The following is a 23,392-nucleotide window of genomic DNA, read 5'->3' on the forward strand; positions in this document are numbered from 1 at the left end:
CACTGAACTCCCCATCTGCACTGCGTAAAACGGCCGGAGCAAGCCCCGGCCGTAGAAAAGAGCCGCACCATACGAAGCGGCTGTTTATTAGTCAATCAGGCGCACGCCTCAGATCATTTGGATTCCAAGGCAATTTTCGCCAGCTGCGGCGCTGGTTGATAGCCGGGGATGATCTTGCCGTTGGCCAACACGATGGCCGGCGTACCGCTGACCCCGATCATCTGGCCCAACGCGTACTGCTTGGCAACCGGGCTGTCGCACTGCGCATCCGCCACGCCCTGGCGGCTTTTCGCGCGGTTCATGGCGTCCTGCTGGTCCTTGGCGCACCAGACATTCGACAGTTCTTTGGCTGCGGCACTTTCCAGCCCCTGACGCGGGAAGGCCAGGTAGCGCACCTCAACCCCCAGGCGATTGAGCTCAGGCACTTCGCTGTGCAGCTTCTGGCAATAGCCGCAATCGGTGTCGGTAAATACGGTGATATGGGTTTTCGGCTGCTTGGGCGCAAATACCACCATTTCCGCGGTAGGAATAGCATCCATCAGCTTGGCCACGCCGCGGTTTTCAGCCGCCTCGGTGAGATTCACCGGCTTACCATCCTTGACCTGGAACAGGTAACCCTGCAGCAGGAACTGACCATCGGCACTGGTGTACAGCTGTCGGCCACCCGCCAGTTCGACCTGATAAACACCCGGCATGGGGCTTTCGGCAATCGCCTCAATCGGCAGGGCCGGATCGATAGTCTTGAGGGAATTGCGGATAGCTTGATCGGCATCGGCTGCAACGCCCACGCTACTGACCAGCCCTAGAGCCAACGCGACAACAATGCGATTAACACGCATAAAAACTCCTGACGAAAAACGATCTAACCAGTGATCGGCGCAGCCTAGCATAGAAGCCGGCGCAGACCGACCACCGCAGGCCAGACGGTGCTCTCAGCCTCGCGGATGGTGCTGTGCATGCAACTCCTGCAGCCGCGCGCGGGCAACGTGGGTGTAGATCTGCGTGGTCGACAGATCGCTGTGCCCCAGCAGCATCTGCACCACGCGCAAGTCGGCGCCGTGATTGAGCAGGTGCGTAGCAAAGGCGTGGCGCAGGGTATGCGGCGACAGGCTCTTGGCAATCCCCGCCACCTTGGCCTGATGCTTGATGCGATACCAGAAGGTCTGCCGGGTCATCTGCTCACCACGCAGACTCGGAAACAGCACGTCGCTGGGCTTGCCATCCAGCAGAAACGGCCGCGCTTCCCTGCTGTAGCGTTCGATCCAGGCAATCGCCTCCTCACCCAGCGGCACCAGGCGCTCCTTGCTACCCTTGCCGAAGACGCGCAGCACACCCTGGCGCAGATTGACCTGCTCTAACGTCAGGCCGATCAACTCACTCACCCGCAGACCGCAGGCATACAGCACCTCCAGCATCGCGCGGTCGCGTAAACCAATCGGGTCATCCAGCTCGGGAGCGGCCAGCAAGGCTTCGACATCGGCCTCGGACAGCGATTTGGGCAGTGGTCGACCCAACTGCGGCATCTCCACCTGCACCGTCGGGTCGAGCACAATCAGCCCCTCGCGCAGGCAGTAGCGGTAAAACCCGCGCAAACCCGACAACAGTCGCGCCGTCGAGCGCGCCTTGTAGCCCTGGTTAAGCCGCCAGGCCAGGTGATCGAGTATCGCCTCGCGCCCGACCTGCTCCAGCAGCACGCCGCGTTCGCTCAACCAGCCATTGAAATGCTCTAGATCGCTGCGGTAAGCCGCCCGCGTATGTTCGGCCAGGCCCTTCTCGAACCACATGGCTTCAAGAAATTTTTCGATCAGAGAATGTTCCAGCGCAGGCATCAGCGGCTACTTTACGGGGGTTAATCGCTGCAGTTTTTCACAGCATGACGCGTAATCACCAGCGACAAGGACTTCATATGAACGAAAACCAGATTCTGTTTGCCCTGGGCGGCATTGGCGCGGCGGCACTTGCCTGTCAATGGCTGGCCTGGCGCGTGCGCCTGCCAGCCATTCTTTTCCTGCTGCTCAGCGGCATTCTGGCCGGGCCGATACTGGGGCTGCTAGACCCACAGCAGCTGTTTGGCCCCCTGCTGTTCCCTCTGGTGTCGCTGTCTGTTGCGCTTATTCTGTTTGAAGGCAGCCTGACTCTGCGGCTGTCCGAGTGGCGCGAAATCGGCTCCGTGGTGCAGCGCATGGTGACTATCGGCGCACTGCTGACCTGGGCCGTGATCGCCATCGCCACGCACTTTCTCCTGGGGTTTTCCTGGGAGCTGTCCCTGCTGTTCGGTACCCTCACCCTGGTCACCGGCCCAACGGTTATCGTGCCAATGCTGCGCGTGGTGCGCCCCACCGCCTCTATCGCCAACATCCTGCGCTGGGAGGGCATTGTCATCGACCCCATCGGCGCGCTGCTGGCGGTGGTCATGTTCAGCTTTATCGTCAGCCATGAGCAAAGCAACGCCTGGAGCGACAGCCTTGCTACATTCGCCGCCGTGATTGGCACCGGCAGTGTGCTCGGGATGGCCGGCGGCTGGCTGTTTGGCCAGGTTCTGCGGCGTCACTGGCTCCCGGAATACCTGCACAACCTGGCCGCGATGGCCGCCGCGCTGGGTGTATTTATTGGCGCCAACGCTCTGATGCACGAGTCCGGTTTGCTGGCCATCACGCTGATGGGCATGTGGCTGGCCAATATGCGTGGCGTGGATGTCCGGCAGATTCTGCACTTCAAGGAAAACCTCAGCGTGCTGCTGATTTCCGGGCTGTTTATCCTGCTCGCGGCGCGTCTGGACCTGAATGCACTGATCGCCCTCGGCCCAGTGACCCTGGTGCTGCTGGCGGTCATCCAGTTTGTCGCGCGACCACTCAACGCCTACCTGTGCACCCTCGGTTCCAGCCTCAACTGGCGCGAACGCAGCCTGCTCGCCTGGATCGCCCCACGCGGCATCGTCGCGGCTGCGGTATCGGCCATTTTCGCCTTGCGCCTGGAGGAATACGGCCACGCCCAAGCTCATCTACTGGTGCCCCTGACCTTTCTGGTGATCATCGGCACCGTGGTCTTGCAGAGCGCTACCGCGCGACCACTGGCCAAGCTGCTGCAAGTCGCCGAACCGGCCCCCAGCGGTTTTCTTATCGTCGGAGCCAACCCGGTGGCCCGCGCCCTCGGCAAAGCCCTGCAGGAGCTGGGCAATCGCGTGTTGCTGAGCGACTCCAGCTGGGAAAACATCAGCGCCGCGCGCATGGAAAAGCTGCCCACCTACTTCGGCAACCCGACCTCACAGGATGCCGAAATACACCTGGACCTGATCGGCCTCGGCCATCTACTGGCGCTGTCGCCTTCCAGCGAATTGAATGCGCTGGCCTGCATGCATTTCCGGCATGACTTTCCCGCACGGCGGCGCTTTACCTTGCCCAGCGGAGCCGAAAGCCGACGCAGCGACAAACACCGCAGCAGCGAGGACGTACGCGGCCGCCCCATAGGCAATCGCCCACTGAGTTTTCCGCACTTCGCCAGCCGCCTGAGCAAGGGTGCCGAAATTCGCACCACCAGCCTCACCACCACGTTCGATTGGCAGGCCTATCAACAGCTGCATGGTGAAACAGCGCTGATTTTGCTGGCACGCGATCCGCGCGGCTGGATTCATGTCGCGACCCAGCCACTGGACATCCAACCCGGCCCGGAATGGACCCTGGTGGCCCTGATCGATACGCAAAACAAACAGAACAGCGCGCAGTAAATACGCCGCTTACAAAATACGCAGAAGGTACGTCACCCTATCTTTGGGTGGGTGACAGATGCCCCTTTGCAGACCATGATTGCATCACGCCACTACAGCACAACGGTGCCCACGCATGTCCAGCCAACAGCACTCACGCCTTGGTCAGATTCTGATCAACAAAGGACTGATTAACCGCGGCCAGCTGGATGCGGCCATTCAACTGCAACTGAGCAACCACAAGCGCCTGGGTGAAACGCTAATCGAGCAAGGCTGGCTGACTGAACGCCAGCTGAAAAAAGCCCTCAGTAAACAGAACAACCTGCGCCTGGCCGCCACCTTGGTAGCCGCCCTGCTCAGCCCCTTCCAGATCGCCAGCGCCGACGCACCGCGCAATCTGCCCAGCGCCATCAGCCAGGAACAAACGCCGCGCGGTCTGCGCCCGCTAACGGATATGGAAATGAGCAATGTCAGCGCCCAGGGTCTGGATGATGTGCTGCAAGGTCTGTTTCTCCAGGCCGGCAGCGGCGATGGCCTGGGTACCGTCGGCCAGTTGAGCAAGCTGGTGATGCCGGTGCTGAGCAGCCTTGAGGCGGAAACCTCGATGAAGGATGTGCAGTACGACACCAGCAAGCTGACCTCGGTGATCAATGCCGACGGCTCGGTGAATGTGCGCCTGCCCAGCTCGATTGGTGAGCTGCGCTTCGACAATATCCGCGTCGCCGGCGCGCCCCAGGGCCAGAGTTTTGGCAGCCTGAGCCTGCATGACATCGACCTGTCGCAAGCCTCGCTGAAAATCAGCCTGCGCTAGCCGCAGCGCGGTAATCGAAACGCATAAACGAAAAAAGCAGCCCGAAGGCTGCTTTTTTATTGGAAAGCTGAGACTTAGCCCAGTTTTTCCTTGATGCGTGCTGCTTTACCGGACAGGTCACGCAGGTAGTACAACTTGGCTTTACGCACGTCACCGCGACGCTTAACGGCCAGGCTGTCAACCAGCGGGCTGTAGGTCTGGAAGGTACGCTCAACGCCAACACCGTTGGAGATCTTACGCACAGTGAACGCACTGTTCAGACCACGGTTACGCTTGGCGATTACCACGCCTTCGAACGCCTGCAGACGCTGACGGTCGCCTTCTTTCACTTTAACCTGGACAACAATGGTGTCACCTGGCGCGAAAGTCGGGATTTCTTTGCCCATCTGCTCAGCTTCAAGCTGCTGAATAATCTTGTTGGTCATGCTGCGCTCCTAAGACAGGCCTCGGCCGGTCATCGATACATTAACTATCGTCCCGCTGGCGGACGTATTCCTCCAGCAGCTTCTTCTCTTCTCCAGAAAGCGAGCGGCTTTCCAGAAGATCGGCGCGGCGTTCGTAGGTCCGACCAAGGGACTGCTGCAAACGCCAGCGCCGGATGTGTTCGTGATTGCCACTCAGCAATACATCGGGAACACGTTTATCCGCATACACCTCCGGGCGGGTGTAGTGCGGGCAGTCGAGCAGGCCATCCGTAAAGGAATCCTCCTCGGCCGAGTCTGCATGACCCAATGCACCAGGCAAAAGGCGCGTTACCGCGTCGATCAGTACCATGGCCGGCAGCTCACCGCCGGACAGGACGTAGTCCCCAATCGACCATTCTTCATCGACATGCGCTTCAATAAAGCGCTCATCAATGCCTTCGTAGCGGCCGGCAATCAGGATCAATGCACCCTCATTGGCCAGTTCGCGTACTGCTGACTGCGTCAGCTGGCGACCTTGCGGCGACAGGTAAATCACCCTGGCCGCGCCACCTGCGGCTTGCTTGGCATCGAGCAAAGCATCCTCAAGCGGCTTGATCTTCATCACCATGCCGGGGCCACCGCCAAAAGGCCGATCATCCACGGTGTGGTGACGGTCTGTGGTGTAGCTGCGCGGATTCCAGCAGGTCAGTTGCAACAAGCCCTGCTTCACCGCTCGGCTGGTAATGCCGTAATCACTGATAGCGGCAAACATTTCCGGGAACAGCGTAATGACTTCAACGCGCAGATTTGGCATCAGGCTTAGAAGTCCGCATCCCAGTCGACCCGCATTTCGCCAGCGGTCAAATCAATCGACAACACGCATTGCTCGGTATAGGGCAACAGGCGCTCACGACCATCCAGGCTGTCGGTGCAGGGTTTGACCACCATCACATCATTGGCACCGGTCTCAAACAGATGGTCAACCTTGCCGAGCAATTGCCCCGCCTGATCAATAACCTTGAGGCCTTGCAACTGGTACCAGTAGTACTCGCCATCGGCTAATTCAGGGAACAGGTTGCGCGGCACACAGATCTCATAACCCGCAAGAAGACGCGCTTCTTCACGATCATCGAGACCCTTAAGCTTCGCGACCAGGAATTTATCACTCCCGCGTCCGCTGACCAGCTCTACCTGTTTGACACTGCCTTCGCGCTTGAGCGTCCAGGACTTGTACTGCAACAGGTTTACAACAGGATCAGTAAAGGAATACACCTTCACTTCACCGCGAACGCCATGTACAGAGTAGATCTTGCCGATAACGATCAAATCATCGGTAGAAACAGGCGTCGCGCTCATATTGCTTAGGCCGCAGCCTTAGCAGCGTCCTTCAACAGCTGAGCAACACGATCAGACGGTTGTGCACCAACGCTCAGCCAATGGGCCAGGCGATCCTGTTTCACGGACAGACGAACTTCCTGACCACGAGCGATCGGGTTGAAGAAACCGATCTCTTCTTTGTGCGAACCGTCGCGTGGGTTACGGCTGTCGGTCACATTGATTTTGTAGAACGGGCGCTTTTTGGAGCCGCCAAGGGCAAGACGAATCGTTAGCATGTGAACATAGTTCCTGTAGTCGGTGCTGCAAATCTAAATGCACGGCGGGCATGGGTGCCCGAAAGGCCGCATATTCTAAGGAATATCCGGATTTTTGCAAATGGCTTTTTCAGACGCATCAGGCCGTGCAATCAAGATTTGCGCGAGGAGCGCGATCTAAACGGCCCAATCGATTCCCGCAAAGGCGGGTTTAGTGCCAATACCCGCCTTTGCGGGGCTTGCGCCAGCATTGCTGCCGACGCGGATTCCTTACATCTTCGGCAGGCCGCCCGGCATCATTCCGCCCATACCGCGCATCATCTTGGCCATACCGCCTTTGGCAGTGAATTTCTTCATCATCTTCTGCATCTGCTTGTGCTGCTTGATCAGGCGGCCGATGTCCTGCACCTGGGTGCCAGAACCCATGGCGATGCGGCGCTTGCGCGAGCCACTGATGATTTCCGGATCGCGGCGCTCCTGAGGGGTCATCGAGTTGATGATCGCCTCCATCTGCTTGAACTGCTTCTCGGCCGCGCCCTGGGCATTGCCCATCTGCGCCAGGTTGACGCCACCCATCTGCGGCAGCTTGTCCATCAGGCCGCCGAGGCCACCCATGTTCTTCATCTGTTGCAGCTGGTCACGGAAGTCTTCGAGGTCGAAGCCCTTGCCCTTCTTCAGCTTCTTGGTGAGCTTCTCGGCCTTCTCGCGATCCAGGGTCTGTTCGGCCTGCTCGATCAGGCTGAGCACGTCGCCCATGCCAAGAATGCGCGAGGCAATCCGGTCCGGATGGAAGGGCTCCAGCGCCTCGGTCTTCTCGCCCATACCGATAAACTTGATCGGCTTGCCGGTAATCGCCCGCACCGACAAGGCCGCACCGCCGCGCGCATCACCGTCTACCTTGGTCAGCACCACGCCGGTCAGCGGCAGCGCATCATTAAAGGCCTTGGCAGTGTTGGCGGCGTCCTGACCGGTCATGGCGTCGACCACGAACAGGGTTTCCACCGGTTTGATCGCCGCGTGCAGCGCCTGGATCTCCGCCATCATCTCGGCATCGATAGCCAGGCGACCGGCGGTGTCGACGATCACCACATCAATAAACTTGAGCCTGGCTTCCTTGATCGCCGCCTCGGCGATATCCACAGGCTTCTGGCTGAGATCGGAGGGGAAGAAGCTCACGCCAATATCATTGGCCAGGGTTTCCAGCTGCTTGATCGCCGCCGGACGGTAAACGTCGGCCGACACCACCATCACGGTCTTTTTCTTGCGTTCTTTAAGGAAGCGCGCCAGCTTGCCGACGGTGGTGGTCTTGCCTGCACCCTGCAGGCCGGCCATCAGCACCACGGCAGGCGGCACGGCATTCAGCGCGAGGTCTTCGTTGGCAGCGCCCATCAGCTCTTCGAGTTCGGCGCGCACGATCTTCACGAACGCCTGGCCTGGAGTCAGGCTCTTCGACACTTCGGTGCCGACCGCGCGATCCTTGACCTTGTTGACGAAGTCCTTGACCACCGGCAAGGCAACGTCAGCCTCAAGCAAGGCCATGCGCACTTCACGCAAGGTGTCCTTGATGTTGTCTTCACTCAGCTTGGCTTTGCCGGTGACATTGCGCAGGGTCTGCGAGAGGCGGTCAGTTAGATTTTCGAACATGCACGTTCCTTTCAGGCTCTAGCGAGCCGAGGGTGGGCTTGCAACAGGCGGCGGATTATAACCAAGACTTAAGCCGCTGTTGACGTATCTTTGTCGGCTGCGTCAAGCCAAGGCCGGCCGAGCGCTGCCAGGCTGACGACTGCCCAGACGCTTTCGTGGCGCACGGGTTGTATGCCACACTGGCCGCCTTTCGGGTTTGCCTGACAAGGATTTATGCACCCTCTGCTACTCAGCCTCGCTGCTGCCTGCCTCTATGCCGGAGCCGCACTCTACCAAGGCCTGCGCCTGCAACAGCGCAGCACGTCCAATAAGCGCTTGCTGATTGCGCTCGGCACACTGGCTTTGCTACTGCACGGCAGCAGCCTGTTTCTGCAGATGTTCGATGCCAGTGGCTTGTCGCTGGACTTCTTCAAGGCCGCCAGCCTGATTGCCGCTGCGGTTATTCTGCTGACGCTGCTGGCCTGCACGCGCATCCCGGTAGAGAACCTGCTGCTACTGCTGTTCCCCCTGGGTTTTATCACCGTGCTGCTCGCCCAATTTATGCCCAGCGGCACCACCCAGGCCATCGACGAGGCGCCCGGCATCCTGGCGCACATCCTGCTGTCGATCACCGCCTACGGCATGCTGACCATTGCGGTGTTTCAGTCGCTGCTGCTGCTGTTGCAGGACCATCAACTCAAGCACAAACACCCCTCCGGGCTGATCAAGAACTTCCCGCCCCTGCAAACCATGGAAAGCCTATTGTTTGGCTTCCTCTGGGCCGGCTGGGCGCTGCTCTCGCTCTCATTGCTGTCTGGCGCGCTGTTTATCAGCGACCTGTTTGCCCAGCATCTGGCGCACAAAACCATCCTTTCGTGCTTTGCCTGGGTGGTATTTGCCGTGCTGTTGTGGGGCCGCCACCAACTCGGCTGGCGTGGCCACAAAGCCATTCGCTGGACCCTGGCGGGCTTCTGCCTGCTGATGCTGGCCTACTTCGGCAGCAAGCTGGTTCGCGAATTTATCCTGCATATCTGAGACCCCTTCCGTGGACGACCTTCACTCCGGCTACCTGCTTGGGCTGCTGATTTTTCTGATTCTGTGCTCGGCATTCTTCTCCAGCTCGGAGACCGGCATGCTCAGCCTCAACCGCTATCGCCTCAAGCACATGGCCAAGGAAGGGCATAAGGGCGCCAAACGCGTCACCAGCCTGCTCAGCCGCCCAGATCGCCTGCTCGGCACCATTCTGGTAGGCAACAACGTGGTCAATATCCTCGCCGCCTCCATCGCCACGGTGCTGGCCGTGGATATCTGGGGCGAAGCCGGGATTGCGATTGCCACCGCCGGCCTGACCATCGTGGTGCTGATTTTCGGCGAAATCACCCCGAAAACCCTGGCTGCGCTGCGTCCGGAACTGGTGGCATTCCCTGCCAGCCGCCTGTTGCTGTTGCTGCAACGCCTGCTTTATCCAGTGGTTTGGACCACCAGCACCATCAGCAACGTGTTGTTGCGCCTGCTGGGCATCGATCCCGCCCTGCGCGCCAGCGACAGCCTGTCCACCGAAGAACTGCGCAGCGTGGTGCGCGAATCCGGCGCTGACATGCCGAAAAACCGCCAGAACATGCTGCTCGGCATCCTCGACCTGGAGCGGGTGACGGTGGATGACATCATGATTCCGCGCAACGAAGTCACCGGTATCAACCTCGATGACGATATTGAAAGCATCATCAGCCTGCTGACCAACACCACCCATACGCGCCTGCCTGTCTTCCGCACCGACATCAATCAGATCGAAGGCATCGTGCATATGCGCCAGATTGCCCGGCTGCTGACGCACAACGAGCTGAGCAAAGAGGCGCTACTGGTCGCCTGCAATGAGCCGTATTTCGTGCCCGAAGGCACGCCGCTGTCGACCCAGCTGATCAATTTTCAGAAGCACAAACGCCGCATCGGCATCGTCGTCGATGAATACGGCGACGTGATCGGCATCGTCACCCTGGAAGACATCCTCGAAGAAATCGTCGGCGACTTCAGCAACCAGGACAGCCTGCGCAGCCCGGATATTCATCCCCAGGAAGACGGCACCCAGGTCATCGATGGCGCCGCCTATATCCGCGAAATCAATAAAGCCCTGGACTGGCACCTGCCCTGCGATGGCCCGAAAACCCTCAACGGCCTGGTGACTGAGGCACTGGAAAGTATCCCCGAGAGCGCCGTGTGCCTGAAGATCGGCCCTTATCGCCTGGAAATTCTGCAGTCATCAGAGAACCGGGTAAAAAGCGTGCGCGCCTGGCAAACCAAGCCTAAGGCGCACCCCGAGCCGCCGGCGCAAGGCTGACCGCCAGCCCCTGCGCCCACACGCGATAGCCCAGACCTGAAGGGTGATAGCCATCACGCGCCAGGTACTCGGCGGAAAACTCCAGCTCAACCGCGTGATACCCCACTCCTAGGCGCGCCGCCAACTGACGTAAGCGCGCATCCAGCAGGCCTGCGCGCATGCCGAGCAACCGCCGCAGCAACCAGGGCAAGGCGCTGAAATGCTGCAACGGCGGCACGCTGCTAAAGGCCACGCGAGCGCCACGCGCGGCCAACGCCTCGGCCATGCCGCCGAGTGCGGCGTCCCAACGTGGCAATGAGGTCAGGTGGGTGGTGTCGTTGACGCCGAACACCAGCAGCGCCAGATCAAAAGGCTGATCGAGCACCTGCGGCAGTAGCCGCTCATGGGCCTGCGCAGCGGTAATGCCGTTCTCGCCGCAGGCCCGCCAGGCTACCGGATGGCCGCAACGCCCAGCCAGCGCAGTCGCCAGTTGGCCGACCAACGCGGCATGCAGCTGATCGACACCCACGCCCACCACGGTCGATTCGCCCAATACCAGCAGACGCAGTGGCTCGCCCGGCAAGTCCGCGCCAGCCACACCGCTCGACAGCCCTGCGGCTGGCGGTAAACGCAGGGTGTTACGCCGCGTGCGCAGCGCCAGCGGCAAGGCAATCGGCGCCAACAGCGCCAGCCCTAGCCACCAGGCGTAGCTCCGTACATAGCCGCGCAGCACATTCACAGCTCGACCTGGACCGCCTGCGCCGCGCGCGTGGCCTTGGCCCGCGCCGCTTGCAATGACTCATCCCGCGCCAGCGCCACACCCATGCGCCGCTGACCGCTGACTTCCGGCTTACCGAACAAGCGCAGGGCGGTATCCGGCTCGACCAGCGCCGCGCCGAGATTGCCGAAGCTGACCTGCTGCGATTCGCCCTCGACCAAGATCACCGCCGAGGCCGACGGGCCTAACTGGCGGATGGCCGGAATCGGCAAGCCGAGAATCGCCCGCGCATGCAGGGCAAATTCCGACAGGTCCTGGGATATCAGAGTGACCAGGCCAGTGTCGTGCGGCCGTGGCGAGATCTCGCAGAACCACACCTGATCACCTTTGACGAACAATTCGACGCCAAACAACCCGCGCCCACCCAGCGAACCGGTGACCGCCAGGGCAATCCGCTCGGCTTCAGCCTGGGCCTTGGCACTCATCGGCTGCGGCTGCCAGGATTCCTGGTAGTCACCCTTGACCTGGCGATGGCCGACCGGCGCACAGAAGGTGGTGCCGCCACTGTGGCGCACGGTGAGCAAAGCGATTTCGTAATCAAAATCGATAAAGCCCTCGACTATCACCCGCCCTTTACCCGCGCGGCCACCGGCCTGGGCGTAATCCCAGGCGGTTTGCAAATCATCCAGACTTTTCAGCACCGACTGGCCCTTGCCCGACGAGCTCATGATCGGCTTGATCAAGCAGGGAAAGCCGATGCTCTCGACCGCCGCGCGGCACTCCTCGAAGGAGTCGGCAAACTGGTAGGGCGAGGTCGGCAGCCCCAGCTCTTCGGCGGCCAGACGGCGAATGCCTTCGCGGTTCATGGTCAACTGCGCGGCGCGGGCGCTGGGGATCACGGTGAAGCCCTCATTCTCCAGCTCGACCAGGGTCGCGGTGGCGATGGCTTCAATTTCCGGGACGATGTAATGCGGCTGCTCCAGCTCGATCACTGTGCGTAGCGCGTCGCCGTCGAGCATATTGATTACATGGCTGCGGTGCGCCACCTGCATGGCCGGGGCATTGGCGTAGCGGTCTACGGCAATCACTTCGACACCGAGGCGCTGCAGCTCGATCACCACTTCCTTGCCCAGCTCGCCAGAGCCACACAACAGCACACGGGTCGCGCTCGGCGACAAAGGGGTTCCGATACGGGGCATGGGGAGTCCTCAAACTGATCAAGAAAGTTACAGCAGAATGCCTTTGGCTTTAGCGCGTGTATGACAGAGCACCAGCACCTGACGGCGCTCGGCATTGTTCATCAGGCTCCAGCGGGTGATTTCGGCCACCGAACGCTGGCAGCCTATGCAAATATCCTCATCATCCAGCGCGCAAACATGCACGCAGGGCGAGGCAACCGGGCGCTCCTGCGCCGGCATCAATCGTCCTGCTCCTGCAAGTCACGGGCATAGCGCTGGGCGTTGTGCACGTAATGGGCGGCGCTGGCTTCGAGCATCTTTTTCTGCGCCTCGGTCAGTTCGCGCACCACCTTGCCGGGCGAGCCCATCACCAGCGAACCATCGGGAATGTCCTTGCCTTCACCGATCAGGCTGTTGGCGCCGATGATGCAGTACTTGCCGATTTTCGCGCCGTTAAGGACCACCGCATTGATACCTATCAGGCTGTAATCACCTACGGTGCAACCGTGCAGCATGGCGTTGTGGCCGATGGTCACACCCGTGCCGATATTCAGTGGAAAGCCCATATCGGTGTGCATCACGGTGCCGTCCTGCACGTTACTGTTCTCGCCAATATGGATCAGCTCGTTGTCGCCGCGTAGCACCGCGTTAAACCACACGCTGGCTCCCGGCTCCAGCTTGACCTTGCCGACCAGAGTGGCAGTGGGTGCAACCCAGCTGTCGGCATGGGCCTCGACGTGGGACGAACCCAGGCGGTATTTCATGGATGCTTCCTCATAGGCTCAGGTGAGCTTGATAAAGTGCTCAGGCGGCTGATGCATATCGATATGCACGTCATCGAACACCAGGTTGACCAACTCGACCAGCATAATCGCCGTCAGCCCCCAGATTTTATATTCGCCATAACGGTAACTCGGCACATACCAGCTGCGCCCACGGTAATCGATACGGTGGGTGGTTTCCCGTGGGTCGTCGCGAAAGAATGCCAGCGGCACGGCAAACACGGCGGCAATTTCACCGTCGTTGGGCTTGTACTCGACAAAATCCGGCACCAGGCCGACATAGGGCGTGACCTGAATACCATGGCGCGACACCAGGGTGCTGAGCGGCCCGATTACCTCGACCAGGCCAGGCGGCAAGCCGATTTCTTCCTCTGCCTCGCGCAAGGCCGTCTCGATCAGATCGGCATCTTCCGGGTCACGCCGACCACCGGGAAACGCCACTTCACCGCTGTGGGTAGACAGACCGTTGGCGCGCAAGGTCAGTACCACTTCCGGCTCGTCGCTGCGGGTGATGGGCACCAGCACTGCGGCCTCAGGGTAGCGCTTGTCGGTCTGCAGAATGTGCGGGCTATAGCCACGCATGCGATGGAGTAACTCGTCCAGCATGGGATTCTCGGTTCTTTATTCTGCGCCCGATCATGGCACGAAAGCAGCGCACGGCCCAAGCCCCGCACCGCCAGCGGCAATCATTCAGGCGTTCGATAATCCCCCTACCGGCCGCTTGCCGAGCAGCTGAGATGCGCGCCAAGATAGCTGACACGCAGCGAGGGTCTGGCATGAACTTCTGTAGCAACTGTGGCGGCGCAATCCGCCACATCATCCCCCAGGGCGACAACCGCCTGCGCCACGTCTGCGCGCAGTGCCAGACGGTGCACTATCAGAATCCGCGAATCATCGCCGGCTGCCTGCCGGTATGGGGCGAACAGGTGCTGCTGTGCCGCCGCGCCATCGAGCCACGACGTGGCTACTGGACCCTGCCGGCCGGCTTTATGGAGAACGGCGAAACCCTGGAACAGGCCGCCGCACGCGAGACCCTTGAAGAGGCCTGCGCGCGGGTGCGCAGCCTGAGCCTCTACACATTGTTCGACCTGCCGCATATCAATCAGGTGTATATGCTGTTTCGCGCCGAACTGGTCGACCTGGACTTTGCCCCCGGCGAAGAAAGCCTGGAGGTACAGCTATTTCACGAACAGGACATCCCCTGGTCAGAGCTGGCTTTCCCGACCATCGGGCGTACCTTAGAATGCTACTTCGCGGACCGCCGAGAGCAGCACTATCCGGTCCGCAACGAGCCGCTCGAAGCCTTGCGCGCGCATTACAAAAAAGCCTTTTGATCCATGGGAATTACGATGCGCTGGTTGTTCACCCTACTCTGCCTGACCGTAGCCCTGACTGGCCACGCCAGCAGCACCCCAACCCTTAACGGTAAAACCGTCGACAAGGTGCTGGTGGTGAAATCCGAACGCAAGCTGCACCTGATCAGTCGTGGCGACACCCTTAAGTCTTACCGCGTGTCCTTGGGCAAACAGCCTGAAGGAGCTAAGCAACGCGAAGGCGACCTGCGCACCCCGGAAGGCTTTTATTGGATTGACTGGCGCAAGACCAGCGACAAGTACAACCTGTCCATGCACATTTCCTACCCCAACGCCCGTGATCAGGCGCAAGCCCGCGCCAAGGGCGTACCGGCAGGCGGCATGATCATGATCCACGGCACGCCGCTGGATGAGGAGTACCCCGAATGGTTCTTCCACACCCTGGACTGGACCGAAGGCTGCATCGCCATGAAGAACACCGACATGCGTGAGATCTGGGCCCTGGTCAAAGACGGCACGCTGATCGAAATCAGACCCTGACCCGCAGATATAAAAAAGGCGCCTGCTAATCGGCGCCTTTTTTATAAATGTTGTCCCGTCCTGAATAAGGTTTACACCTTGATGTCCTTTTTCAGAACTGGATATCCGACAGCCGCCACACCTCAAAAGCCGGCGTCTCGTAGGGATGCTGCTTTTTCATCGCCTTGACGGCGTCATGGATCAGCTCATCGGCCACGACCATCTCGACTTTCCATTCTGCCACCTGTTCGACCTGCCCAGGCTGGCCGAGAAACGGCTGGCTGCCTTCCAGGCCGCGGAACTGACCCTGCCCCAGGGTTTGCCAACAGCACTGATCGTACTGACCAATACGTCCACCACCGGCACTGAAGACCGCGCTCTTAACGCTATCCAAATGAGTTTCAGGCACATAAAAGCATAGCTTGTACATCGAAGTCTCCGCCGGCAAGACTGATAAAACAGCCCAATAATGATGCCACACAATAATGGCATTATGCCTTATCGGGTATTCGCGCAACCCATCACACTTGTACCCTATGACCGGGTAATTTGCCGTGTGTTCAACCTATTAGCTCCGTCAGCCAGGCTATAGGCCGCGCCAGAATCGCCGCCAGCGGGCCTTGACGCCAGTTGCCGGCTGGTTATGGCTACCATCACAGTAAGGTAGACATTGCGAGCGAGCGCAACGGCAAAGCAGCAGAAACTGCTCACGCTCAGGCCGCAGCTCAAGTAGATCAGGGCAAGCGGAAACACAATCGGGAAGCCGGGACGAACGCCCGCAGCGGCACAGCAGCAAGGTCTCGCCAGGCTTGACCTGGCGCACCTCAGGCAGGATCGGACCTTGTGGATTCAAATGCCCTCTCCCGCCCTTCGGGCACCCTCTCCCATAAGGAGAGGGTCATGGCGGCCACTGTTAATCCACCCACACGCGGGCGTTGCGGAACATGCGCAGCCAGCCGGCGTCTTCCTGCCAGTCGTCCGGCTTCCAGGAGTTCTGCACGGCGCGGAACACCCGCTCCGGGTGCGGCATCATAATGGTCACGCGACCGTCGCGACTGGTCAGCCCGGTAATCCCGCGCGGCGAACCGTTGGGGTTGGCCGGGTAGGTCTCGGTGACCTTGCCGTGGTTGTCGATAAAGCGCATGGCCACGCAGCCGGACAGGTCGGCTTCGAGCAGCGCCTCCTCGTTCTCGAACTCGGCATGCCCCTCACCGTGAGCGATGGCGATGGGCATGCGCGAACCGGCCATGCCCTGCAGGAAGATCGACGCCGACTCCTGCACCTGCACCATGGCCACGCGCGCCTCGAACTGCTCGGAGCGGTTGCGCACGAAATGCGGCCAGAACTCGCTGCCAGGGATCAGCTCATGCAGGTTGCTCATCATCTGGCAACCGTTGCACACGCCGAGGGCGAAGCTGTCCTTGCGCTCGAAGAACGCCTGAAAGCCATCACGGGCACGGGCGTTGAACAGGATCGATTTGGCCCAGCCTTCGCCGGCACCGAGGACGTCGCCGTAGGAGAAGCCGCCACAGGCCACCAGGCCCTTGAACGCGTCCAGGCTGACGCGCCCGCTGAGGATGTCGCTCATATGCACGTCGATCGCGTTGAAGCCGGCGCGGTCAAAGGCCGCGGCCATTTCCACCTGGCCATTGACGCCCTGCTCACGCAGCACGGCGATCTGCGGACGCACGCCCTTGCGGATATAGGGCGCGCTGATGTCCTGATTGACGTCGAAGCTGAGCTTGGCCGACAGGCCCGGATTGTCCTCATCGAGGATGGTGTCGAACTCCTGCTCGGCGCACTGCACGTTGTCGCGCAGACGCTGAATCTGGTAGCTGGTTTGTGCCCACTGGCGCTGCAGCAAGCGGCGCTGACCAGCGAACACCGGCAGGCCGTTGAAGCTGATCGCCACCTCGTCGCTGTTGACCGGCTGACCGATCACCGCCACGCAGTCACCCAGGCCGGCGGCGCTGAACTGCGCCAGCACTTCCGGTGTGGCGTCCTGGTGTACCTGAATCACCGCACCCAGCTCTTCGTTGAACAGCACCGCAGCCAGCTCAGCGCTGTCATCGGCCAAGGCATCGAGGAACAGGTTCAAACCGCAGTGGCCGGCGAAGGCCATTTCCAGGGCGGTAACCAGCAGGCCACCGTCGGAACGGTCGTGGTAAGAGAGGATATGACCGTCGGCATTCAGACCCTGGATCACCGCGAAGAAGGCCTTGAGGTCTTCGGCGTCATCCACATCCGGCGCCTGGGTGCCGAGCTTGCCGTACACCTGGGTCAGGATCGAGGCGCCCAGGCGGTTCTGCCCACGGCCCAGGTCGATCAGGATCAGGTCGGTTTCACCCTTGTCCATGCGCAGTTGCGGGGTCAGGGTCTTGCGGATATCGCTGACCGGGGCAAAGCCGGTCACCACCAGCGACAGCGGCGAGGTCACGCTCTTGTCCGTGCCGTCATCGCGCCATTGGGTTTTCATCGACATCGAGTCCTTGCCCACCGGGATGGTGATGCCCAGCTCCGGGCACAGCTGCATGCCGACCGCTTTCACGGTGTCGTACAGGCGCGCGTCTTCGCCCGGGTGGCCGGCAGCGGCCATCCAGTTGGCGGACAGTTTGATATCGGAGATCTTCTCGATACGCGACGCGGCCAGGTTGGTCAGGGTTTCGCCAATCGCCATACGCCCGGAAGCCGCAGCATCCAGCAGCGCCAGCGGCGTGCGCTCGCCCATGGCCATGGCTTCCCCGGTGTAGACGTCGAAGCTGGTGGCGGTGACGGCGCAATCGGCCACCGGCACCTGCCATGGGCCAACCATCTGATCGCGCGCCACCAGACCGGTAATGCTGCGGTCGCCGATGGTGATCAGGAAGCTCTTGCTGGCCACAGCCGGGTGATGCAGCACACGGTTGGCCGCTTCGTCGATATCGACGCTGGCGGCGGCGAAATCGTCGCCCAGCTCGGCCTCACGGGTGACCGAGCGGTGCATGCGCGGCGGTTTGCCCAGCAGCACTTCCAGCGGCATGTCCACCGGGGTATTGGCGAAATGGCTGTCGGTCACGGTCAGGTGGGCTTCTTCGGTGGCCTCGCCGACCACGGCAAACGGACAACGCTCGCGCTCACAGATGGCCTTGAAGCGCTCGAAATCGACGGCGCTGACGGCCAGGACATAACGCTCCTGGGACTCGTTGCTCCAGATCTCGTGCGGGGCCATGCCCGGCTCGTCGTTGGGCACGTTACGCAGTTCGAAGCGGCCACCACGGCCACCGTCATTGACCAGCTCCGGGAAGGCGTTGGAAATGCCACCGGCGCCGACGTCGTGGATAAAGGCGATGGGGTTCTGCTCGCCCAGCTGCCAGCAACGGTCGATCACTTCCTGGCAGCGGCGCTCCATTTCCGGGTTTTCGCGCTGTACCGAGGCGAAATCCAGGTCAGCCGAGCTGGCGCCGGTGGCGACCGACGAAGCGGCACCGCCACCCAGGCCGATCAGCATGGCCGGGCCGCCGAGCACGATCAGCTTGGCGCCCACGGTGATCTCGCCCTTCTGCACGTGATCTGCGCGGATGTTGCCCATGCCGCCGGCGAGCATGATCGGCTTGTGGTAGCCACGCACCTCTTCACCGCGCGGGGTCTGGATCGCCTGCTCGAAGGTGCGGAAATAGCCGGTCAGGGCCGGACGGCCGAATTCGTTGTTGAACGCCGCGCCGCCCAGCGGGCCTTCGATCATGATGTCCAGCGCGGTAACGATGCGCTCGGGCTTGCCGTACGGCACTTCCCAGGGCTGCACGAAACCGGGGATATTCAGGTTGGAGACGGTGAAACCGGTCAGCCCGGCCTTCGGCTTGGCACCACGGCCGGTGGCACCTTCGTCGCGAATCTCGCCACCGGAACCGGTGGACGCACCGGAGAACGGCGAGATGGCCGTCGGGTGGTTGTGGGTTTCCACCTTCATCAGGATATGCACCGGCTCCTGGGTCGCGCCGTACTGGCGGGTCTCAGGGTCCGGGAAGAAACGCCCAGCGACGCTACCGACGATCACCGAAGCGTTGTCCTTATAGGCGGACAGCACGCCTTCGCTGTGCATCTGGTAGGTGTTCTTGATCATGCCGAACAGGGATTTCTCCTGGCTTTCACCATCGATATCCCAGCTGGCATTGAAGATCTTGTGGCGGCAGTGCTCGGAGTTGGCCTGGGCGAACATCATCAGTTCGATGTCGTGGGGGTTGCGCCCCAGACCGTTGAAGCTGGTCACCAGGTAATCGATTTCGTCTTCGGCCAGGGCCAGGCCCAGTTCGATGTTGGCCTGCTCCAGCGCGGCGCGCCCGCCACCGAGGATGTCCACCGCAGTCAGCGGCTTGGGCTGGGCGTGGCTGAACAGTGCGGCAGCGCCTTCGAGGTTATCCAGCACCAGCTGGGTCATGCGGTCATGCAGCAGGTCGGCCACCTGCTGCGCTTCAGCAGCATTCAGCTCGCCACTGACGTAATACGCCAGGCCGCGCTCGATGCGCTGAATCTTCGCCAGGCCGCAGTTGCGGGCGATGTCGCTGGCCTTGCTCGACCAGGGCGAGATGGTGCCAAAGCGCGGAATGCTCAGGAACAGGCGGCCGCTTGGCTCCTGCACCGGCACACTCGGGCCGTATTTCAGCAAACGGGCCAATACCTGCTCTTCGTCGGCATTCAGAACGCCGGTAACCTCGGCGAAATGCGCGAACTCGGCATACAGGCCGGTGACCGCAGGAACCTTGCTGGTCAGTTGCTCAAGCAGTTTGCCGTGACGGAAAGCAGAAAGGGCGGGAGCGCCGCGCAGGATCAACATGGAAAACAGCCTCTGGGAAGGGGGTGTACTGAGAACCGTCTCGGATCTGCTGCGCGTCGGCCGGCCTGCGTTGAAGGCGAGCTCGGACTGCTCATTTACAACTCGTAAACTCCGCGTCCTCGCCCACCTTCGCCTTGCCCGACTCTAGCTCGCGAGCTCCGAAACAGGTTCTTTGAGGCCGTGCATTCTAGCCTAAAGCGCTGCCAACGGCACCCGTAGCGGCACGCTACATGCAGCGACTGCGCTAGCAGAGAAGCCACCCGCTGTCGAGATATGGCGAGCCCCATGCTTTGCGTATACTGCGCCAATGTTTGCCCAATCTGCGTTCCGTGTGCGCCGCGCCTGCTGGCTGTCGGTGATCGGAATCCTCCTGGTGCTCGGCGGCTGTGCTGAAGAACCCAGCACACTCGAGCGCGTTCAGGCGGAGGGTGTACTGCGGGTGATCACCCGTAACAGCCCAGCCACCTATTTCCAGGACCGTAACGGCGAAACCGGTTTCGAATACGAGCTGGTGAAACGTTTTGCCGATGACCTGGGCCTTGAACTGAAAATTGAAACCGCCGACAACCTCGACGAGCTGTTCGCCAGCCTGAACAAGCCCAACGGTCCGGTACTCGCCGCGGCCGGCCTGGTAGAAAGCGACGGACGGCAGCAGCATGCACGCTTCTCCTCCCCCTACCTCGAAGTCACCCCCCAGGTGATTTACCGCAACGGCCAACAACGCCCAACCCGTCCGGGTGATCTGCTCGGCAAACGCATTCTGGTACTAAAAGGCAGCAGCCATGCCGAGCAGCTGGCCGCACTCAAGTTGCAGTTGCCGGAACTGGCTTACGAAGAGTCCGCCGACGTTGAAGTGGTCGACCTGCTGCGCATGGTCGATGAAGGGCAGATCGACCTGACCCTGGTCGACTCCAACGAGCTGGCAATGAACCAGGTGTATTTCTCCAACGTGCGCGTGGCCTTTGATCTGGGTGATGCGCAAAACCTGGCCTGGGCCACCGCCCCCGGCGAAGACCGCAGCCTGCTCGACGAGATGAACGCCTTTATCGAACGAGCGCACAAAAATGGCAGCTTGCAACGCCTGAAGGATCGCTACTACGGCCATGTCGATGTACTCGGCTACGTCGGCGCCTACACCTTCGCCAAACACCTGCAGCAACGCCTGCCGCGCTACGAGAAGTACTTCCGCGAAGCCGCCCAGGCCAATCAGGTCGACTGGCGCCTGCTCGCGGCCATGGGTTATCAGGAGTCACTCTGGCAACCCACCGCCACCTCGAAAACCGGCGTGCGCGGGCTGATGATGCTGACCCTGCGCACCGCCCAGGCCATGGGTGTATCGGATCGCCTGAACCCCAAGCAGAGCATCGAGGGCGGCGCCAAATACATTGTTTATGTGAAAAACCAGCTGCCAGAGAGCATTCAGGAGCCGGACCGCACCTGGTTCGCCCTGGCGTCCTACAACGTCGGTGGCGGCCATCTGGAAGATGCGCGCAAGCTCACCGAAGCCGAAGGCCTGGACCCGAACAAGTGGCTGGATGTGCAGAAGATTCTGCCGCGCCTGGCGCAGAAGCAGTGGTACAGCAAAACCCGTTATGGCTATGCCCGCGGCGGCGAGCCAGTGCATTTTGTGCGCAACATCCGCCGCTACTACGACATCCTCACTTGGGTAACCCAGCCACAGCTGGAAGGCTCGCAGCTCGCCGAAAGCAATCAGCATGTGCCGGGCATCGACAAACGTCAGCTGAATGAGCAGACCCCGCCGCTTTAACGCTGCTCGCGCCTGGCTTTGAAGAAGGCACTCAGCACCGCCCCGCACTCCTCCGCCAGCACCCCGCCCTCGATCAGCACGCGGTGGTTGAGAAACTCCTGGCTGAAAAACTGCCCACGACTGAGCGCCACGCCGGCCTTGGGCTCGGTCGCGCCATACACCACACGCTGCACCCGCGCATGCACGATCAACCCGGCGCACATGCTGCACGGCTCCAGGGTCACATACAGGGTGCTGCCGGGCAGGCGGTAGTTATCCGCGGCCTGCGCAGCGGCGCGAATCGCCACCATCTCGGCATGGGCGCTGGGGTCATGGGTGGAGATCGGACAGTTAAAGCCGCGCCCGACAATCTGGCCATCCTGCACCAGCACCGCACCCACCGGCACCTCACCCAGGGCCGCGCCTTCGGCGGCCAGGGCCAGGGCCTCGCGCATAAACTGCTGGTCCTGGCTGCGATCAATGATCAGGGGGTGGCGCACGCTTAAACGACCTCAATTGATGCCATCAGACCGGTTTCCATGTGGTCGATCACATGGCAGTGGAACATCCACACCCCCGGATTATCCGCGACCAGCGCCACCCGCGCACTTTCGTTCTTGCCCAGCAGGTAGGTGTCAGTGAAATACGGGATGATCGACTTGCGATTGGAGGCCAACACCTTAAAGGTCATGCCGTGCAGGTGGATAGGGTGCTGATACTGACTAAGGTTGCGCAGCTCGAAGATATAACTCTTACCCAGCTGCAGACGGGCAATCGGCCGGTCGGCGCAGGTCTTGTCATTGATATCCCAGGCCTGACCATTGATCTGCCAGAAGCTGTGCGCCGCACCCTGGGCCAGGCCGACCGACACCGCGCCGGCCCATTCGAAGTTGAATTTAACGGTTTGCGCATTAGCCAGATCCGGCTCAGCCACCGGGTTGGCGGGCAGCGCAGGCGGCCACTCACCTGCACCCTCGGCACTGGGCTGCGCGCGCAGGTTCGCCAGGCGCAATGGCCCGTTACGCAGCGACAGCTCGGTGCCTGCGGCCGGCACCTTCAGCCCCAGCTCGATACGCATACCCGGCCCCAGCCAGTACTCCTTGCCCAGCGGCCGTGGCTCGACCGGGTTGCCGTCCAGCGCATAAATGCGCGCATCCGCACCGGGCAGATTGAGCCGATAGGTCAGGGTGTTATCCAGATTGATCAGCCGCAGGCGCACCACCTGCCCGGCCGGCAAATCCAGGGTCGGCGCATGCTTGCCATTGACCGTACTCAAACGCCCCGGCGTGCCGCCCCGCGCCGCTTCGCGCGGCACACTGAAATCGGTAAAAGCGCCCTGCTCGTCGATATGCCAGCTTTTCAGGTTCAGCGTGTGGTCATGGCGAAAGCCGCTGGGCTCGCGCTCCTCGACAATCAACGCACCGACCAGACCGCGCCCCAGCTGCTCTCCACTGGCGACATGCGGGTGATACCAGAAGCTGCCGGCATCGGGAGTGATGAAGTTGTAATCGAAGTATTCCCCCGGCAGCACCGGTGCCTGCGACACATAGGGCACACCGTCCATTTCCAGCGGCAGACGGATGCCATGCCAGTGGATGGTGGTCGGCACGTCCAGCTTATTGATAAAGCGCACGCGCAAGCGCTCCCCCTGCCGACAGCGCAGCTCCACACCGGGGGCCTGGCCACCATAAGCCCAGGCCGGAGTGGTATGCCCCGGCACCAACTCAATATCCAGCGGCGCGGCGATCAGCTCGTAGTCGTGGGTCGCCACATTTTCCGGGCGGCCCAACCAGTAGCGCACGCCACCCGCGCCCAGACCTACCACACCTAAGCCGGCCAAACCGGCGAGGACCTGCCTGCGCGTTAACTTCATCAACC

At 61.3% G+C, this 23,392-nt stretch carries 24 protein-coding genes; 7 read left to right on the plus strand and 17 right to left on the minus strand.

Going from position 1 to position 23,392, the window contains the following annotated elements:
* Positions 1-113 precede the first annotated feature (113 nt).
* Both dsbC and xerD read right to left on the minus strand, forming a co-directional pair.
* Positions 114-839, minus strand: coding sequence for a bifunctional protein-disulfide isomerase/oxidoreductase DsbC (gene dsbC, locus WA145_RS02685; RefSeq protein ID WP_422580087.1), 726 nt, complete (start codon positions 837-839; stop codon positions 114-116).
* Between the two features lie 93 nt (positions 840-932).
* Entirely contained in the window at positions 933-1,829 is an 897-nt protein-coding gene (gene xerD / locus WA145_RS02690) for a site-specific tyrosine recombinase XerD (protein ID WP_422580088.1), read from the minus strand.
* Positions 1,830-1,906: 77 nt separating this feature from the next.
* Here xerD and WA145_RS02695 point away from each other — a divergent pair, with 77 nt between their 5' ends.
* Positions 1,907-3,724, plus strand: coding sequence for a cation:proton antiporter (locus tag WA145_RS02695; protein ID WP_422580089.1), 1,818 nt, complete (start codon positions 1,907-1,909; stop codon positions 3,722-3,724).
* Positions 3,725-3,839: 115 nt separating this feature from the next.
* Positions 3,840-4,514 carry a hypothetical protein gene (locus WA145_RS02700; protein WP_422580090.1) on the plus strand — a complete coding sequence of 225 codons (675 nt, stop codon included), beginning with the start codon at positions 3,840-3,842 and terminating at the stop codon, positions 4,512-4,514.
* A gap of 74 nt (positions 4,515-4,588) precedes the next feature.
* On the opposite strand, the gene rplS is transcribed toward WA145_RS02700, so the two are convergent.
* The 5 genes from rplS to ffh all read right to left on the minus strand — a co-directional run bounded on the left by rplS (position 4,589) and on the right by ffh (position 8,154).
* The gene (gene rplS, locus WA145_RS02705) at positions 4,589-4,939 is read right to left on the minus strand and encodes a 50S ribosomal protein L19 (RefSeq protein ID WP_090248568.1); all 351 of its coding nucleotides are present in this window, start codon (positions 4,937-4,939) and stop codon (positions 4,589-4,591) included.
* 40 nt (positions 4,940-4,979) lie between these two features.
* Positions 4,980-5,732 carry a tRNA (guanosine(37)-N1)-methyltransferase TrmD gene (gene trmD, locus WA145_RS02710; RefSeq protein WP_422580091.1) on the minus strand — a complete coding sequence of 251 codons (753 nt, stop codon included), beginning with the start codon at positions 5,730-5,732 and terminating at the stop codon, positions 4,980-4,982.
* A gap of 5 nt (positions 5,733-5,737) precedes the next feature.
* Positions 5,738-6,274, minus strand: a complete 537-nt coding sequence (rimM, locus tag WA145_RS02715; RefSeq protein ID WP_422580092.1) for a ribosome maturation factor RimM — start codon at positions 6,272-6,274, stop codon at positions 5,738-5,740.
* A gap of 5 nt (positions 6,275-6,279) precedes the next feature.
* Positions 6,280-6,531, minus strand: coding sequence for a 30S ribosomal protein S16 (gene rpsP, locus WA145_RS02720; protein ID WP_090239277.1), 252 nt, complete (start codon positions 6,529-6,531; stop codon positions 6,280-6,282).
* A 249-nt stretch (positions 6,532-6,780) separates the two neighbouring features.
* Positions 6,781-8,154 (minus strand): signal recognition particle protein, encoded by a 1,374-nt coding sequence (gene ffh / locus WA145_RS02725; protein WP_422580093.1) that lies wholly within the window; start codon positions 8,152-8,154, stop codon positions 6,781-6,783.
* Positions 8,155-8,367: 213 nt separating this feature from the next.
* Between ffh and WA145_RS02730 the strand changes: the two genes are divergently transcribed.
* Both WA145_RS02730 and WA145_RS02735 read left to right on the plus strand, forming a co-directional pair.
* On the plus strand, positions 8,368-9,168 hold the full coding sequence (locus WA145_RS02730; protein WP_422580094.1) for a cytochrome C assembly family protein: 801 nt from the start codon (positions 8,368-8,370) through the stop codon (positions 9,166-9,168).
* Positions 9,169-9,178: 10 nt separating this feature from the next.
* Positions 9,179-10,468: an HlyC/CorC family transporter gene (locus WA145_RS02735; RefSeq protein WP_422580095.1), complete on the plus strand. Its 1,290-nt coding sequence runs from the start codon at positions 9,179-9,181 to the stop codon at positions 10,466-10,468.
* Here WA145_RS02735 and WA145_RS02740 read toward each other — a convergent pair.
* Genes WA145_RS02740 through WA145_RS02760 form a run of 5 tightly spaced genes read right to left on the minus strand, consistent with a single transcriptional unit; the run spans position 10,434 to position 13,731 of the window.
* Entirely contained in the window at positions 10,434-11,186 is a 753-nt protein-coding gene (locus tag WA145_RS02740) for an SGNH/GDSL hydrolase family protein (protein WP_422580096.1), read from the minus strand. The two genes, WA145_RS02735 and WA145_RS02740, sit on opposite strands and share 35 nt — an antisense overlap.
* Complete coding sequence (purT, locus tag WA145_RS02745) at positions 11,183-12,364, minus strand: formate-dependent phosphoribosylglycinamide formyltransferase (RefSeq protein WP_422580097.1); 1,182 nt, start codon at positions 12,362-12,364, stop codon at positions 11,183-11,185. Before purT ends, WA145_RS02740 begins: the two co-directional genes overlap by 4 nt.
* Positions 12,365-12,391: 27 nt before the next feature.
* The gene (locus WA145_RS02750; protein ID WP_422580098.1) at positions 12,392-12,583 is read right to left on the minus strand and encodes a DUF1289 domain-containing protein; all 192 of its coding nucleotides are present in this window, start codon (positions 12,581-12,583) and stop codon (positions 12,392-12,394) included.
* Positions 12,583-13,107, minus strand: coding sequence for a gamma carbonic anhydrase family protein (locus tag WA145_RS02755; protein WP_422580099.1), 525 nt, complete (start codon positions 13,105-13,107; stop codon positions 12,583-12,585). The genes WA145_RS02750 and WA145_RS02755 overlap by 1 nt, the downstream gene beginning before the upstream one ends.
* Positions 13,108-13,125: 18 nt before the next feature.
* Positions 13,126-13,731, minus strand: coding sequence for a CoA pyrophosphatase (locus WA145_RS02760; protein ID WP_422580100.1), 606 nt, complete (start codon positions 13,729-13,731; stop codon positions 13,126-13,128).
* 170 nt (positions 13,732-13,901) lie between these two features.
* Between WA145_RS02760 and WA145_RS02765 the strand changes: the two genes are divergently transcribed.
* Together WA145_RS02765 and WA145_RS02770 are read left to right on the plus strand one after the other, a co-directional pair.
* On the plus strand, positions 13,902-14,459 hold the full coding sequence (locus WA145_RS02765) for an NUDIX hydrolase (protein ID WP_422580101.1): 558 nt from the start codon (positions 13,902-13,904) through the stop codon (positions 14,457-14,459).
* Positions 14,460-14,474: 15 nt separating this feature from the next.
* Positions 14,475-14,978, plus strand: coding sequence for a L,D-transpeptidase family protein (locus tag WA145_RS02770; protein ID WP_422580102.1), 504 nt, complete (start codon positions 14,475-14,477; stop codon positions 14,976-14,978).
* A 91-nt stretch (positions 14,979-15,069) separates the two neighbouring features.
* On the opposite strand, the gene WA145_RS02775 is transcribed toward WA145_RS02770, so the two are convergent.
* The 3 genes from WA145_RS02775 to purL all read right to left on the minus strand — a co-directional run bounded on the left by WA145_RS02775 (position 15,070) and on the right by purL (position 19,767).
* Positions 15,070-15,387 carry an NGG1p interacting factor NIF3 gene (locus WA145_RS02775; RefSeq protein ID WP_422580103.1) on the minus strand — a complete coding sequence of 106 codons (318 nt, stop codon included), beginning with the start codon at positions 15,385-15,387 and terminating at the stop codon, positions 15,070-15,072.
* A 156-nt stretch (positions 15,388-15,543) separates the two neighbouring features.
* On the minus strand, positions 15,544-15,780 hold the full coding sequence (locus tag WA145_RS02780; protein ID WP_422580113.1) for a CDGSH iron-sulfur domain-containing protein: 237 nt from the start codon (positions 15,778-15,780) through the stop codon (positions 15,544-15,546).
* A gap of 90 nt (positions 15,781-15,870) precedes the next feature.
* The gene (purL, locus tag WA145_RS02785) at positions 15,871-19,767 is read right to left on the minus strand and encodes a phosphoribosylformylglycinamidine synthase (protein WP_422580104.1); all 3,897 of its coding nucleotides are present in this window, start codon (positions 19,765-19,767) and stop codon (positions 15,871-15,873) included.
* Positions 19,768-20,074: 307 nt separating this feature from the next.
* On the opposite strand from purL, the gene mltF reads away from it, so the two are divergent.
* Positions 20,075-21,535, plus strand: a complete 1,461-nt coding sequence (mltF, locus tag WA145_RS02790) for a membrane-bound lytic murein transglycosylase MltF (protein WP_422580105.1) — start codon at positions 20,075-20,077, stop codon at positions 21,533-21,535.
* On the opposite strand, the gene tadA is transcribed toward mltF, so the two are convergent.
* Positions 21,532-22,014, minus strand: a complete 483-nt coding sequence (gene tadA, locus WA145_RS02795) for a tRNA adenosine(34) deaminase TadA (protein WP_422580106.1) — start codon at positions 22,012-22,014, stop codon at positions 21,532-21,534. The two genes, mltF and tadA, sit on opposite strands and share 4 nt — an antisense overlap.
* Before the next feature lie 2 nt (positions 22,015-22,016).
* Positions 22,017-23,387 carry a multicopper oxidase family protein gene (locus tag WA145_RS02800; protein ID WP_422580107.1) on the minus strand — a complete coding sequence of 457 codons (1,371 nt, stop codon included), beginning with the start codon at positions 23,385-23,387 and terminating at the stop codon, positions 22,017-22,019.
* Positions 23,388-23,392: the final 5 nt, after the last annotated feature.

The sequence above is a fragment of the Pseudomonas sp. genome, from assembly GCF_049301935.1.
In the GTDB taxonomy this organism is placed as follows: domain Bacteria; phylum Pseudomonadota; class Gammaproteobacteria; order Pseudomonadales; family Pseudomonadaceae; genus Aquipseudomonas.

Bases quoted from the DNA above. Each gene is read 5' to 3' on its own strand.
- dsbC (WP_422580087.1), bottom strand. From the start codon at position 839: ATGCGTGTTAATCGCATTGTTGTCGCGTTGGCTCTAGGGCTGGTCAGT.
- xerD (WP_422580088.1), bottom strand. From the start codon at position 1,829: ATGCCTGCGCTGGAACATTCTCTGATCGAAAAATTTCTTGAAGCCATG.
- WA145_RS02695 (WP_422580089.1), top strand. From the start codon at position 1,907: ATGAACGAAAACCAGATTCTGTTTGCCCTGGGCGGCATTGGCGCGGCG.
- WA145_RS02700 (WP_422580090.1), top strand. From the start codon at position 3,840: ATGTCCAGCCAACAGCACTCACGCCTTGGTCAGATTCTGATCAACAAA.
- rplS (WP_090248568.1), bottom strand. From the start codon at position 4,939: ATGACCAACAAGATTATTCAGCAGCTTGAAGCTGAGCAGATGGGCAAA.
- trmD (WP_422580091.1), bottom strand. From the start codon at position 5,732: ATGCCAAATCTGCGCGTTGAAGTCATTACGCTGTTCCCGGAAATGTTT.
- rimM (WP_422580092.1), bottom strand. From the start codon at position 6,274: ATGAGCGCGACGCCTGTTTCTACCGATGATTTGATCGTTATCGGCAAG.
- rpsP (WP_090239277.1), bottom strand. From the start codon at position 6,531: ATGCTAACGATTCGTCTTGCCCTTGGCGGCTCCAAAAAGCGCCCGTTC.
- ffh (WP_422580093.1), bottom strand. From the start codon at position 8,154: ATGTTCGAAAATCTAACTGACCGCCTCTCGCAGACCCTGCGCAATGTC.
- WA145_RS02730 (WP_422580094.1), top strand. From the start codon at position 8,368: ATGCACCCTCTGCTACTCAGCCTCGCTGCTGCCTGCCTCTATGCCGGA.
- purT (WP_422580097.1), bottom strand. From the start codon at position 12,364: ATGCCCCGTATCGGAACCCCTTTGTCGCCGAGCGCGACCCGTGTGCTG.
- WA145_RS02750 (WP_422580098.1), bottom strand. From the start codon at position 12,583: ATGCCGGCGCAGGAGCGCCCGGTTGCCTCGCCCTGCGTGCATGTTTGC.
- WA145_RS02755 (WP_422580099.1), bottom strand. From the start codon at position 13,107: ATGAAATACCGCCTGGGTTCGTCCCACGTCGAGGCCCATGCCGACAGC.
- WA145_RS02760 (WP_422580100.1), bottom strand. From the start codon at position 13,731: ATGCTGGACGAGTTACTCCATCGCATGCGTGGCTATAGCCCGCACATT.
- WA145_RS02765 (WP_422580101.1), top strand. From the start codon at position 13,902: ATGAACTTCTGTAGCAACTGTGGCGGCGCAATCCGCCACATCATCCCC.
- WA145_RS02770 (WP_422580102.1), top strand. From the start codon at position 14,475: ATGCGCTGGTTGTTCACCCTACTCTGCCTGACCGTAGCCCTGACTGGC.
- WA145_RS02775 (WP_422580103.1), bottom strand. From the start codon at position 15,387: ATGTACAAGCTATGCTTTTATGTGCCTGAAACTCATTTGGATAGCGTT.
- purL (WP_422580104.1), bottom strand. From the start codon at position 19,767: ATGTTGATCCTGCGCGGCGCTCCCGCCCTTTCTGCTTTCCGTCACGGC.
- mltF (WP_422580105.1), top strand. From the start codon at position 20,075: ATGTTTGCCCAATCTGCGTTCCGTGTGCGCCGCGCCTGCTGGCTGTCG.
- WA145_RS02800 (WP_422580107.1), bottom strand. From the start codon at position 23,387: ATGAAGTTAACGCGCAGGCAGGTCCTCGCCGGTTTGGCCGGCTTAGGT.